The following is a 14,207-nucleotide window of genomic DNA, read 5'->3' as shown; positions in this document are numbered from 1 at the left end:
ACTGGCTTCCTATGGATTTGCTCGCCGCAACCAGTACCGTCGCTGTCTCGTCTTATGCGCTGCTCTCGACCGTCTATAAGAGCGTGCAGGCGCTCTATGCTACGCCGACAGAGGCGCCATCTCCGCCGCCCGGACTGCGGCAAACGGCTGCCGGTCTGCCGAGTGTAGATGTCATCGTGCCCTGCTTCAACGAAGACCCGCAAATCCTGTCGGCGTGCCTGCAGTCCATTGCAAATCAGGATTATGCCGGCAAGCTCCAGGTCTTTGTCGTCGATGACGGTTCGGCAAACCGGGATGCGGTTGGGGCCGTCCAGAGGATCTACGCCGATGATCCGAGATTCAGCTTCATTCTGCTGCGCCAGAACGCCGGAAAGCGCAAAGCGCAGATCGCCGCCATACGCCGCTCATCCGGTGATCTGGTGCTCAACGTCGACTCGGACACTGTCATCGACGCCGACGTGATAACGAAACTCGCATCGAAGATGAGCGATCCTGAGATCGGTGCGTCCATGGGGCAGTTGACTGCCAGCAATCGGAATGACACCTGGCTGACCAGGCTGATTGACATGGAGTACTGGCTGGCCTGCAACGAAGAGCGGGCCGCACAGGCCCGCTTTGGCGCGGTTATGTGCTGCTGCGGCCCATGTGCGATGTATCGCAGGTCGGCGCTCGTTCTGCTGCTCGATCAGTACGAAGCGCAGTTCTTTCGCGGAAAGCCGAGTGATTTCGGTGAGGATCGCCATCTTACGATTCTCATGCTGAAGGCAGGGTTTCGAACCGAATATGTTCCTGACGCTATCGCCGCAACAGTGGTTCCGGACAGGCTTGCGCCGTATCTGCGCCAGCAACTGCGGTGGGCGCGGAGCACCTTCCGCGACACGTGGCTGGCGATGCGCCTGCTGCCCGGTCTCGATAGCTACCTGACGCTGGACGTGATCGGACAGAATCTCGGCCCCCTGCTTCTTGCTGTGTCGTTCCTGACCGCGCTCGCGCAGATCGCTGTCACGGGTACAATGCCATGGTGGACCGTGCTGACGATCGCATCGATGACCATGATTCGATGCAGCGTGGCAGCGTTTCGCGCTCGCGATATTCGATTTCTCGGCTTTTCGCTGCATACGCCGATCAATATCCTTCTCTTGCTTCCCGTGAAAGCGTACGCCCTGTGTACCTTGAGCAACAGCGATTGGCTGTCGCGTAAGGTCACCAGTCTACCGGCTGGCAGTGAAGAACGCCTCGCCGTTCATCAGGCCAACACTCGACGAAAAGCCGCAGCGGGCGCGGGCACTGACGACGCCGTTCGGCGGGCCGATCTTTCGCGCAGGCCGTCAGGCTTGGTGACGAGCGACAACGTTTGCAGCGGCGAGTGACCAAAAGACCGACAACTGGATGGGGTTTCTCGTGACGCAGGGCACAATGTACCACTTGCTGGAGCGTGAGCTCGCGGCCGATGATCCGTGGCGGCTCGACGGTAATCCGTTCGAACACGAGCGTCACGCGCAAATGCTCCGGATGTCGCTTTCCAGAGGTGCAATTGCAAACGCACTCGAGGTCGGCTGTGCAGCCGGAGCGTTCACGGAAAAGCTGGCGCCCAATTGCCAGCGGCTCACAGTGGTCGACGTCATGCCGCGTGCGATCGCGCGTGCGCGTCAACGAATGAGCAAATGGTCGCACATCACGTGGGTCACCGCCAGCATCCAACTGTTTTCACCCCCGGAGCAGTTCGATCTGATCGTGGTGGCGGAGGTTCTGTATTACCTCGAAGACATACCCCAGATGCGCGAGGCCATCGCGAAGCTGGTGAAGATGCTGGCGCCGGATGGACGTCTGGTGTTTGGGTCCGCGCGTGATGCCACGTGCCGGCGCTGGGGGCACGCGGCCGGTGCCGAGACCGTCATTGACATTTTCAAGGAGACCTTGATCGAGGTCGAACGTCTGCACTGCCAGGGGGATCTGATCGACGAAGGCTGCCTGCTGGTCCAGTTCCGCAGTCCGATCCAATCTTCAGACCAATCGAATCGCCGCGACTAGGCAAGGGGGACGTATGCGTATCTGTGGTATCAAACTAACCCATGACGGGGCGATTGCTGTTGTCGACGACGGGCGGCTTGTCTTCTGCACCGAGCAGGAGAAGCGGAGCAACAATCCTCGCTACCAGCTCATCGACAACCTCGATGCAGTCGTGACTGCCCTCACCGAGCATGGTCTCGATCCGCGGGATATTGATCAGTTTGTCATCGACGGCTGGGACGGGGAAGTCGAGTCCAAATTCCAGGTTCTCAGCGGGGCGGTACCCATCACGCTCAAAGGGGGGCCCTATGTCGAGCGCCATGGCGAGGGACTGCTCGATTCGGTGGACGGCTTTGGCCTGATCCTGGCCAATAAGGTCTTTCCATATAAGAGCTATCCGCATGTCACGGGCCATGTCGCCTCCGCATACTGTACGAGCCCATTTGCCAAAGCCGGGCGACCCGCGTTCTGCCTGGTCTGGGACGGCTGCATCTTTCCGCGCCTTTACTATGTTGAACGCCGCGGCGCGCGCCTCATTGACTGCCTGCTTCCCATGATCGGTCACGCCTATGCTGTCGCAGGCCATCATTTCGGACCTTACAAGCAGGCGAACCGCAGCAATTGGGATTTAGGCGTCGCCGGCAAACTGATGGCTTACATCGCTCTCGGAGCCGTTGATGAAACCATCGTGGCGGTGTTTCAGGAGCTCTACGAAAAACGCTTTGCATCCGATACGGACGAAGCTCGTCGTTATCGTGCCGATATCAACAACGCGGAGTCCTCGCTTGCGGCTCTGCACGACTTCTTCGACGCATGTGCGCTGCGATTGGGCGAGAAGCGGCCGGAAGATGTACTTGCATCATTCCATGAGTTCCTCGAACGCCTGCTCGTGCGGGAAATTGCGCTTGTCTTGCTGCGGCACTCATCACTTCCGGGCGCACGAAATCTCTGCGTCGCCGGTGGATGCGGCCTCAATATCAAATGGAACAGTGCGCTACGCGCGACCGGTCTGTTCGATGATGTCTGGGTGCCGCCGTTTCCGAATGATAGCGGCTCGGCAATTGGGGCTGCTTGCGCTGCAATGGCGGCGCAGAATGGCTACGTTCCGCTCGAATGGTCAGTCTACAGTGGTCCGGCCCTGCAGGCCGGAGAGGTCGCCCCGGAATGGGAGGCCACGCCCTGCAGCATGCAGGAGCTTGCAGCCATTCTCGCCAGCAACAAGCCCGTGATCTTCCTTACCGGACGCGCCGAGCTCGGACCGCGGGCTTTGGGTGGCAGAAGCATCCTTGCAGCCGCAACGTCTCCCGAGATGAAGGATCACCTCAACGACATCAAGCGTCGCGAACACTTCCGACCGGTCGCCCCGATTTGCCTTGAGGACCGGGCACCGGAGATCTTCGATCCTGGAACGCCAGATCCGTACATGCTCTTCGATCATCAGACGCGAGCGGAATGGCGCCATAAGGTCCCCGCTATAGTCCATCTGGACGGATCTGCGCGATTGCAGACCGTTCCCAGGACATCGCAACACAAAGTCGCCGAGCTCCTTGTCGAGTACGAGCGCCTCACAGGCCTTCCTTTGCTTTGCAACACCAGCGCCAATCACCACGGACGCGGCTTTTTCCCAGACGCTGCCGCGGCCTGCCAATGGGGTCGCGTTGAACACATATGGTGCGACGGCCTGCTCTGGACCAAAGCGGTTGTCAGGAATCCGTTGTCGCCTGAACCGCTTCTTTCAGCCTAAGGTAAACATGTCGAGCGTAGCAATCGACCTTGCCGGCGTTAGAAAGTCATTCGACGACAGGATCGTTGTCAACGATCTGTCGTTCAGCGTGGCACGAGGGGAATGCTTCGGTCTGCTCGGGCCGAACGGCGCCGGCAAGAGCACGATTGCGCGGATGGTCATGGGGATGATGGCGCCCGATGCGGGAAAGATTACAGTCCTCAACGAACCTGTGCCGGCCCGCGCTCGGGTGGCACGCCTGCGTATCGGCGTGGTGCCGCAGTTCGACAACCTTGAACTCGAGTTTACGGTACGAGAAAATCTGCTGGTCTTCGGTCGCTACTTCGGCATGAGTTCACGTCAGGTCGAGGCGGCCGTGCCGGAACTGCTCGATTTCGCCCGCCTCCAGAGCAAGGCCGACGCGCGCGTCGCCCAATTGTCGGGCGGGATGAAACGGCGGCTGACGCTGGCGCGTGCGCTGATCAACGATCCGCACCTGCTGGTCATGGATGAACCAACCACCGGTCTCGATCCGCACGCGCGCCATCTGATTTGGGAACGTCTTCGAGTGCTGGTGGCGCGCGGTATGACGATTCTCCTCACCACCCACTTCATGGAGGAAGCCGAGCGGTTATGCGATCGGCTGTGCGTGCTAGAAAATGGAGTCAAGCTCGTCGAGGGCAAACCCCGCTCGTTGATTGATGAGCAGATCGGGTGCGACGTGATCGAAATCTACGGCGGCGACCCACACGACCTGCGTGCGCTGATTGAACCGTATGTACGGCACGTCGAAGCGAGCGGCGAGACGCTGTTTTGCTATGCGGCAGATCCAGGCCAGGTTCGCAGCAGACTGCAAGGTCGGGCGGGGCTCCGCCTTCTGCAGCGCCCGCCAAATCTCGAGGACGTCTTCTTGCGATTGACTGGGCGCGAGATGGAGAAATGAGGATGGTTCAAGGTTATGCGGCGACCTTGCCCGCCAACGCATATAACTGGATCGCGGTATGGCGACGCAACTTTCTGGCATGGAGGAAAGTGGCGATCGCATCCGTTCTCGGCAATCTCGCCGATCCCCTCACCAATCTGTTTGGTCTGGGCTTCGGCCTCGGCATCATCGTTGGTCGTGTCGAGGGTACCTCATACATCGCATTTCTAGCGGCCGGAATGGTCGCGACTAGCGCGATGACGTCGGCGACCTTCGAAACAATGTACGCAGCGTTCGCCCGCATGGACGCAAAGCGCACCTGGGAAGCGATCCTGTCCACGCAGCTTACGCTCGGCGACATTGTTCTGGGCGAATTGGCGTGGGCGGCGAGCAAGTCCGTCCTGGCGGGGACGGCAATCGGAATTGTCGCGGTCATGCTGGGCTATGCGCCGTGGCGCTCCGTTTTCTACGCAATGCCTGCAATTGCCTTGACCGGCGTCGTATTCGCGAGCCTAGCCATGGTCGTGATATCTCTCGCGCCCAGCTATGACTACTTCGTGTTTTACCAGACGCTCTTCATCACGCCCATGGTATTCCTGTGCGGGGCAGTCTTTCCCGCCAGCGAACTGCCGGGCGCATTACAACGCCTGGCGAGCTTATTGCCGCTGGCGCATTCGGTCGACCTCATCCGCCCGGTGATGCTTGGGCGGGCCGATGGTGGCATTACCCTGCACATCGCAGCGCTGTGCGTATACGCGATATTGCCGTTCCTGGTTTCGACAGCACTGTTCCGTCGGCGCCTGATGCGTTGACCTCACGTGAGGCTGAAGGAAGAGGTTACAAAGGATGCGGCCTGCGGTTGGGGTCGCGGCACCTCGGAACGCCGCAGCATGACACGTCGGGCGCACACCTGTCTTCGGACGGACAATGCCAGTCAGTGCCAGGTCGCAGCCCAGGGCATGCCGTCTCGGCGCCACGAAGCAAGAGAGGCGCGATTGATTGATCGCAAGTCGCCAAGTCGGGCGAGACTTGTGAGGAGCTCGGTTGGGATGTTTGTCGCGCGGGTTTCAGGAGGACTTCGAGGGGACAGCCCAATTTATTGTGGGATAGGCAAATCCCGCTTCCGCGACGCCTTCTCTTATCCAACCCATATCCCGGAACGAGGCAAAGCAAATGCTCGCTGGTAACTCGACGAACGATCGCTTCGTTGTTTCTCGACGACGCACAGGGTTCGGTGATTGCCTATGGTCCCTGGCCGCAGCGTGGCGGTATGCGCGGCGAACCGGGCGCACGCTTGCCATTGATTGGCGGGGCTCCTGCTATCTCGATCAACCATTCACCAATGCATTTCCAGTGTTTTTTGAGCCGGTTCAGGAGATCGCCGGTGTGCCGGTCATTTGCGATGATCGGATCAATCAGCTTGCATTTCCGGGCCCCTTCTTTCCGCAGTGGTGGAATAAGCCACCGATCGAGTGCGTTTATCGGCCAGATGAGCAGATTTTCCGAGAGCGCGACGAACTGGACAAGCTGTTCCAAAGCGAAGAGGACACCGACGCCAATACGGTAGTGTGTGACGCCTGCCTCATGTGGCGTTGCGATTCTGACGCCGAGCGGCAGATATTCCGGAGTGTCAAACCGCGATCGGAAGTGCAGACCCGGATTGACGCGATCTACCGCGAGCACTTTGAGGGGCGCAGCATCATCGGAGTTCACGTCCGTCACGGCAACGGCGAAGACATTATGGGACATGCGCCCTACTGGGCGGACCCGACACTCGCTTTGCGCCAAGTCTGTGCGGCGATTGATAAAGCCAAGGCGATGCCTCACCCAAGACCCGTACGGGTGTTCGTGTGCACGGACAGTGAGCTCGTCCTTGAGAAGATAACAGGTATATTTCCTGATGTTTTCACGACCCCAAAGCGGTTCCAGGCGCCTCATGCCGGACCCTTGCATAGTGCAACACTCGGAGCAGACGGCGGCTTTTCGGCCCTCATCGAGATGTATCTCCTGGCGAGGTGCGAAACTGTGGTTCGGTTTCCGCCGACCAGCGCGTTCACCCGCTATGCCAGCCTGTTCGTCCCGCGTGTGATCGAGTTCGATCTAAATGACCCGAGCCGCTTGATCGTGATTGAAGAGCCGGCGGCGGAGTGTGCCGATTGATGGCGATCACAGCTGTGCATTTGTGAGCTCGGCAGCATCCGCGTCAGTCGCCCCGGCGATCCTCCATTGCGAGAATCTGTCCCTTCACAATAGATGACGCTGGGTGCAAGTGTGATTTTTGGCGGGGGCGGTAGCCTTGAAAGGCGACGGCCTCATCAAGCTGACGGAGTGCGAACAAATGGTCTTGCTTATGCATGGCGCGCGGCCAACGCGTGCGTACCAAGCGAGGCCGGAAAGACCAATCGCGACCCGGCCGATCTGACGGGTCTCCATCACGAAATCTTACGCATCGCGTCCGACGCCGGCATCCAAGAGCCTCAAGCCGGAGCGTCAACGTATCAATGGCCGGTTTCCGACGCCAAATCGGGGAGCGACGCTGTGCGTGCAACGGTCGTGCACACTCGTATGAACCGACGCGCAGTGTAGAGTTGTTGCGGGCGGATCAGCTTTACGACGTCTCCCTCGTTTCGTGGTGTTAGCGGCAGACCAAACTTTGCAATGTCATATCGATGCAAAGCGCAGTCGTAGGCAAACCTGACGTAGAAGCATGTCGCGTCAGATTTGTGCTTGCGATCGTGCGCCGTTGGAAGCTGCGGCGACGCGCCTTCTTGACGCAGCACTCCGATCCGGCCAGAAGTAGCTCGTCTGCGCTCTCACAACCAGCTTGCGGATGCGATCGGGCGAGGCCAACTCTATCGGGTCAATGAGCGTGGGCCGGCAGCCTGTCGGGCACGCGCGAATTATAGATGAGTTCGATAGCGCGCGACGGGCAAGATGTGTCGGTTAACGTCGGATGGATCACATGGCGCGCGCCGCCATGCTCAAGGGGAGGGCGCGTGCCCTACGATTTGTCATTGTCAGAATGCAAACGCGCAATGTCTGGAACAGAACAGGCTGTGCGCGAACGCGACATTGGGCTGCAAAACCGACGCGGACATCGTCTGCCTTGCCGTGGCCCAAATCCTGCAATGCATTCGGGAGCAGGCTGAAGGATGGGGAGGCGTGCTTGAATCTCAATTTCGCAAATGCCGATCCGGCAGCCACCGCGCCTTTGGTGAGGGGCGTGGCTTGCCCGTTTCATGCCGATCAAGCGCGCGTCCGACCGGGAGAACAGAAAACGCTGTTGCTGACAGGGGCATCGCGTGGCATTGGCCATGCGACCGCCAAGCTGTTTTCGGACGCGGGTTGGCGTATCATTTCCTGCGCGCGCCAACCGTTTGATGGCAGCCGCTGCCCATGGGAATCAGGGACTGACGATCATGTTCAGGCCGACCTCAGCGACCATCGGATGCTCCCGCGCGCCATCGCCGAGGTCAAGGAGCGACTTGCAGGGACGCCGTTGAATGCGTTGATCAACAACGCCGGCATGTCACCGAAGACACCAGATGGCACCCGCTTGACATCATTGGCGACGTCTATCGAGACCTGGATGCAGGTGTTTCATCTCAATCTGGTGGCGCCGATCCTGCTCGTACAGGGTTTGTTTGACGAGCTGAAATCAGCGTCAGGTTCGGTCGTCAACGTGACCTCGATCGCCGGCTCACGGGTGCATCCGTTTGCGGGCAGCGCCTATGCGACGTCGAAGGCTGCGCTTGCAAGTCTCACGCGCGAAATGGCGCACGATTATGCGCCACACGGCATTCGCGTGAACGCGATCGCTCCTGGCGAAATCAGGACCGAGATGTTATCGCCGGACACGGAAGCCCAGCTTGTGCCAAACATCCCGCTACGTCGGATAGGCACGCCCGAAGAAGTCGCCAAGGTCATCTTCTTCCTATGCTCAGACGCGGCAAGCTATGTCACGGGTACCGAGGTGCCGATTAATGGCGGCCAGCATCTGTAGCCGGCAGGATCTGGCAATTCATAACTTGATTTGAGCAGATCAATGGATCTCGCGTTCTCCGCCGATAACGTGCAGCGATCCACGAACATGAAGATGGCGGATCAACGCTTTGTGAAGTTGCTGTCGCACCATGAAAGGATGTCATCTATCTATGTCATCTCGTCAAACTGGGCGCTAGATTGAGCATGACATGCAACACGAAGCTCGCAGACCCGAACAAGATGCCAGGCAGGATGATCATAACAACGGAGACCTTCGCATGCTGCATATGGCTTGCGCGCGCGAAAGATCACAGTCAGAGACAGACCGCGAGATCTGTGTTGAGCCGCGGCGCGAGAGTGCGCTGAGCGGCATCTTTGAAATATCGAAGGTGCTCGCCGCTCCGTGCCGGCTCGAAGTCACGTTGACCAATGTCGTGGATCTGCTGCAATCGTTTGTGCAGATGCGACACGGCATCGTCTCGCTGTTCGACGATGATGGCATGCCGGATATCACGGTCGGAGCCGGCTGGAGCGAAGGCAGTGATGAGCGTTATCGGATGCGTCTGCCACAGAAGGCGATCGATCAAATTATGGCGACGGACAGGCCGCTCGTCGCTCAAAATGTGGCTGCTGAGCCGGCCTTTACTGCCGCGGACCTGGAGGTGCTTGGGGCGTCCGACAATCAGCCGGTCTCCTTCATCGGTGTGCCCATTCGCATCGACGCAAAAGTCGTCGGGACCCTGACCATCGACCGCATTCTCGACGACAGGTCGGACGTTTTGCTCGATTACGACGTACGTCTGCTGACCATGATCGCCAATCTGGTCGGGCAGACAGTGAAGCTGCATCGCCTGTTCGCCTGTGACCGCGAGCGACTGATGACGGAAAAGGACCGGCTGCAGAAGCAACTGCTCGAGCTTAAGCCGCCCGCGCGGGAACGTAAGAAGGTTCATGTTCAGGGCATCATTGGCGACAGCCCGGCTCTGCGAGGCTTGCTGGACAAGATTGCCGTGGTTGCCAAGTCTAACAGCACGGTTCTGCTGCGCGGCGAATCCGGAACGGGTAAGGAGCTGGTCGCCAAGGCTATTCACGAGCTCTCGCCGCGTGCCAAGCGGCCCTTCATCAAGCTGAATTGCGCTGCCCTCCCGGAGGCGGTGCTGGAGTCCGAGTTGTTCGGTCATGAGAAAGGTGCGTTTACCAGCGCGTTCAGTTCGCGCAAGGGACGCTTCGAGCTCGCCGACAAAGGCACTCTGTTCCTTGATGAAATCGGCGAGATCTCGCCCTCGTTTCAGGCAAAGTTACTACGCGTCCTGCAAGAGCAGGAGTTTGAGCGCCTCGGCAGCAATCAGACCATCAAAGTCGACGTTCGCGTGATTGCGGCAACCAATAAGAACCTCGAAGAGGCGGTCGTAAGGAACGAATTCCGCGCCGATCTGTATTATCGGATCAGCGTGGTTCCTCTGCTGCTGCCGGCGCTGCGCGAAAGGCGCAGTGATATTCCGCTGCTCGCCGTTGAGTTTCTCGCCGCTTTCAACAAGGAGAACGGCCGCGCGCTGACGTTCGATACCAGCGCGATTGAGGTGCTGATGAACTGCGGATTTCCTGGCAATGTCCGCGAGCTTGAAAATTGCGTCGAACGCACTGCCACTCTGGCGCCGGGACCTTCAATCGTCAGGAGTGACTTTGCATGCTGCCACGGTCAATGCCTTTCCGCGATGCTGTGGAAGAGCAAGCCGGAAGAGGCGACGCCCCAACCGGGACTTGCTGCGCCAATGTCGGTGAGGCCGGCCACGCGGCCCACTGAAGCGGCTGCGCCGCTCGTACCTGTCAGCGATGATCGGCCTCCGCTGCCTGCTGCCGGCACAGCTCTCGTGGCGGGCGGGAAGACGGCCGATCGCGAGCGCGTCATTGCCGCGATGGAACGGTCGGGCTGGGTGCAGGCAAAGGCAGCACGGCTGCTTGGACTAACGCCGCGGCAGATTGGCTATGCATTGAGGAAATATGGAGTCGAGATCAAGCGCTTCTGAACGCAAGAGCGCGTCGCGACGGCAATCAAGTGAGGCAAGCGGTCGGCACAGAGCAAGGCTCAAGGGTTCGCGCGGACTCCTGCATATGATTAGTCGCAGCGGTGAAGCGCGTCAAAGGCTGCCCGTAGGTAGTTAACTGGACGCTGAGAGCGCCGCCAAAGCGGCGCGATCACCAACGGCCCGCCACGTCAAACCTGTCGTCCGTTGGGCGCTGCGGCCTTGCTGCCGCTGCCTGATCAGCGTCGGGATTGACGCCAGCAACACAGATTCCATTTTGAATGGTGCGCCGTAGGTCGCAGGTCAACTCCACATCAAGCAGGCCGAACCTGCTGTCGCACCCACGACGAATGTCGGAGTTCTGTCGTCGCCGGAGCTTGGGCTGGTTATGCTGGAATCGTATAAGTTGCTGTACTAATTAATTTATTACTGGAATCTGCGATGGTACGACACTTGCTGTTCCCGTTGGCTGTCGAAGCCTCCGGAGAACAACATGCACACCGTCGTCTGCATCAAGCAGGTCCCCGATTCCGCGCAGATCCGCGTTCACCCAGTCACCAATACGATCATGCGCCAGGGCGTGCCGACCATCATCAACCCGTACGATCTCTTTGCGCTTGAGGCCGCACTGGAGCTGCGCGATCGATTCGGCGGTGAGATCACGGTGCTTACAATGGGGCCGCCGTCGGCGGAGGATTCGTTACGCAAGGCGTTGACCTTTGGCGCCGACCGCGCCGTTCTGCTTACCGATCGCTGCTTCGCCGGCTCCGATACTCTGGCAACGACCTATGCGCTGGCGACTGCGATTCAAAAGATTGGTCAGGAATATGGCGCGCCAGACGTCATATTTACCGGCAAGCAGACTATCGACGGAGATACCGCGCAGGTCGGGCCCGGCATCGCCAAGCGGCTCGGCGCCCTGCAGCTGACCTACGTCGCCAAGATCAGAGATCTGGATTTGACAGCGCGTACGATCGAAGCGGAGCGACGCTCCGAAGGCGGCGTCCAAGTTCTGCAGACCAAACTGCCATGTCTCATTACGATGCTCGAGGCGACCAACCAGATTCGCCGCGGTGCCATGGCCGATGCATTGCGCGCCGCTCGCGCGTCAATCGTGAAATGGAGCGCGCAGGACGCCGGCGTCGAGGACCTCTCCAAATGCGGACTCAAGGGCTCGCCGACCGTCGTCAAGCGCGTGTTCGCTCCCTCTGCGCGCGCTGAAAAGGCGGCGCTGGTGGAGGCGGCCGAGCAGCCGGCGCAAGCGTTGATCGATGCCATCTTCAAGCACCAGCCAAAGCTTGAGACCGATCTTGCGACACTCGTCCGCGATGTCTGATCCGCAGGATCGTTTGGCGATGGGCCACGTTGTCGGAGCAGCGCGTTGCCGGCGAGTGAGCATACCCTCGTCAAAAGAGCTGTTCAGTGCGTACAGCGCAGCTCGCGGGTCGCGAATATTCTCGTATCGCATGACGGCTCGCTGAACTGTCTGCCCAGTCGAGCGCGTGTGGTATACCATCGTATCACTTCAAGGTGGCGCGATACTTCGGCCCTGATGATGAATTCGCTCTGTTTCAGGCGGAGGATGCAGCCGGGTCGAGGCCGACCTCTGCGAGGTGAAGCGGAGCGCCTGCCAGCCGAGCCACAGTGGGGATCAGAGGCCACCGATACCGATCCACGAATCCCAACTGGAGCAAGTCGATGATCGCGATGATGGTCGTGTCCTCGCGGCGCGGGCGTCAGCGCCAGAATTGCGCTGATGGCGATCGCGAGCGGGGTCGAGAGTCCATCCGCCAAGACGGCCCCTGACGATTCGCGTCAGGGGCCGTCATGACGGCCAAGCGATTGGGGCTAGCGCGGTGTGGCCTGCAAAGCCCCGGTGGGTCGTTCGGGCCGCGCCGGCTTCGCAACTCTCGAGGGCTTTTTGGTTCCGGGATAGACCGTAAGTGCCGCAATGATGCCGAGCAGGGCCGCGAACATCAGCCAAAAGCCGGGCGAAGCCTTATCGTCAGTTTGATTGATGAGCCAGGTCGAGGCAAATGGCGTAAAGGTGCCAAACAGGGCGGCCGCGAGCGCAAAGGCCAGGGAGAAGCAGGTGGTGCGCACATGCATCGGTACGATCTCAACAAGCGCGCCCAACATGGTGCCACTGTAGATGCCGAAATAGAATGAGAACATCATCGCCACTGCCAGCATCTTGGCGAACGAGGGCGCGCTGACGAGCCAGGACAAGGCAGGATAGGTGGTCACCAGCGCGAGCCCCGCAATGGTCAGCAGAACCGGCTTGCGGCCGATTCGGTCAGAAACGGCGCCGCCAACCGGATTCCAGATGAAATTGGTGACGGCAACCAAGAGTGTCACGAAGAGAGCGTCCTGGCTGGACAGTTTCAAGATACTCTTGCCAAATGTAGGCGTGTAAACCGTGACGAAATAGAAGGTCGTCGTGGTCAGGATTGCGATCATCATGCCGAGAATGACCACGCGCCAGTTGGCCAGCGCCGAAGCAAACACCTCGCGGGTCGTGGGATGCTTCTTCATGGCCAGAAATTCCGGCGTTTCCTCCAGCGTCCTTCGCAGGAAGAAGATTAGCGGAATAATGAGGCAGCCGAGAAAGAACGGGATGCGCCAGCCCCAAGCGGCCACCGTTTCGGCCGGAATCGATTCGTTCAGGACGTAGCCTATGATCGCTGCGACGAAGATCGCGACCTGCTGGCTGGACGACTGGAAGGAGGTGTAGAAACCGCGCCGGCCCGGCGTTGCGATTTCCGACAGATAAACCGAAACGCCGCCAACCTCGACGCCGGCAGAAAAGCCCTGCAGCAACCGCCCGACCAGCACGATGATGGGCGCTGCGATGCCGATTGTCGCGTAAGTCGGACAGAAGGCGATAATCACGGTGCCGATTGCCATGATCGAGAGTGTGACGATCAAGCCTTGCCGACGTCCGAGCTTGTCGATATAGGCTCCGAGCACGATCGCGCCAACCGGACGCATCAGGGCGCCGAGCCAGAACACGCCGAAGGTGTTGAGCAGCGAAGCTGTTTCGCTCTCCGAGGGGAAGAACGCCTTCCCAATGGCGCTGGCGTAAAAGCCGAACAGAAAAAAGTCGAACTGCTCGAGGAAATTGCCGCTGGTCGCACGCAAGATCGCGCCGATGCGCGACTTGGCCGTTGCATGCGAATTGGACGCTTGTGACACCGCGAGTTTCCTTCCCATCTGAAATGGCCGGTTGCGGAAGACCCTCTCGCCGGCCGAGCTGTAATTCGGGCCGGGAATTGCCATGATTGGGTATTGCCGACCGGTCGGACAGCGCCTGATCTTTTCGGCATATTTTCGGCGGTTGCCGCGTGGTTACACAGATTATCAAGACCAGTTTTTTTCTGTTACGTCAGGAACCAATCGCGGAGGAAGTGGCAGCTTTGGCCGTTGGTAGGCGCACATCATCGACCGCCCGCGCAAACTTCTCGCAGCTGCGCGATCGTCAAGCTGTTTAGCCGAATCAGGCCTGCCTGAGCAGGTCAAACCTCCAAGGCGATCGTGCATCTTG

The 14,207-nt window shown here is 59.7% G+C and carries 10 protein-coding genes; 9 read left to right on the top strand and 1 reads right to left on the bottom strand.

Translation table 11 applies throughout. The features are described from left to right. Positions 1–11 precede the first annotated feature (11 nt). The 9 genes from nodC to MTX19_RS29705 all read left to right on the top strand — a co-directional run bounded on the left by nodC (position 12) and on the right by MTX19_RS29705 (position 11,999). Positions 12–1,370 (top strand): chitooligosaccharide synthase NodC, encoded by a 1,359-nt coding sequence (nodC, locus tag MTX19_RS29745; protein ID WP_280980506.1) that lies wholly within the window; start codon positions 12–14, stop codon positions 1,368–1,370. A 19-nt stretch (positions 1,371–1,389) separates the two neighbouring features. Continuing rightward, complete coding sequence (gene nodS / locus MTX19_RS29740; protein ID WP_280980505.1) at positions 1,390–2,031, top strand: nodulation methyltransferase NodS; 642 nt, start codon at positions 1,390–1,392, stop codon at positions 2,029–2,031. 13 nt (positions 2,032–2,044) lie between these two features. After that, complete coding sequence (gene nodU, locus MTX19_RS29735) at positions 2,045–3,754, top strand: nodulation protein NodU (RefSeq protein WP_280985599.1); 1,710 nt, start codon at positions 2,045–2,047, stop codon at positions 3,752–3,754. Between the two features lie 7 nt (positions 3,755–3,761). Then, entirely contained in the window at positions 3,762–4,676 is a 915-nt protein-coding gene (gene nodI / locus MTX19_RS29730; RefSeq protein ID WP_280980504.1) for a nodulation factor ABC transporter ATP-binding protein NodI, read from the top strand. Between the two features lie 2 nt (positions 4,677–4,678). Then, complete coding sequence (locus tag MTX19_RS29725) at positions 4,679–5,467, top strand: ABC transporter permease (RefSeq protein ID WP_280980503.1); 789 nt, start codon at positions 4,679–4,681, stop codon at positions 5,465–5,467. A gap of 361 nt (positions 5,468–5,828) precedes the next feature. Further along, on the top strand, positions 5,829–6,815 hold the full coding sequence (locus tag MTX19_RS29720; RefSeq protein ID WP_280985598.1) for a nodulation protein NodZ: 987 nt from the start codon (positions 5,829–5,831) through the stop codon (positions 6,813–6,815). Between the two features lie 1,051 nt (positions 6,816–7,866). Next, entirely contained in the window at positions 7,867–8,658 is a 792-nt protein-coding gene (locus MTX19_RS29715) for an SDR family oxidoreductase (protein ID WP_280978199.1), read from the top strand. Positions 8,659–8,848: 190 nt separating this feature from the next. After that, the gene (gene nifA, locus MTX19_RS29710; RefSeq protein WP_280985597.1) at positions 8,849–10,666 is read left to right on the top strand and encodes a nif-specific transcriptional activator NifA; all 1,818 of its coding nucleotides are present in this window, start codon (positions 8,849–8,851) and stop codon (positions 10,664–10,666) included. A gap of 490 nt (positions 10,667–11,156) precedes the next feature. Then, entirely contained in the window at positions 11,157–11,999 is an 843-nt protein-coding gene (locus tag MTX19_RS29705) for an electron transfer flavoprotein subunit beta/FixA family protein (RefSeq protein WP_280980501.1), read from the top strand. Between the two features lie 512 nt (positions 12,000–12,511). On the opposite strand, the gene MTX19_RS29700 is transcribed toward MTX19_RS29705, so the two are convergent. After that, complete coding sequence (locus MTX19_RS29700) at positions 12,512–13,876, bottom strand: MFS transporter (protein ID WP_280986146.1); 1,365 nt, start codon at positions 13,874–13,876, stop codon at positions 12,512–12,514. Positions 13,877–14,207: the final 331 nt, after the last annotated feature.

It is taken from the genome of Bradyrhizobium sp. ISRA464, assembly GCF_029910095.1.
Classification (GTDB): domain Bacteria; phylum Pseudomonadota; class Alphaproteobacteria; order Rhizobiales; family Xanthobacteraceae; genus Bradyrhizobium.
The sequence above is the reverse complement of the archived record's forward strand: the minus strand, read 5'-3'. Positions and strand labels throughout refer to the sequence as shown.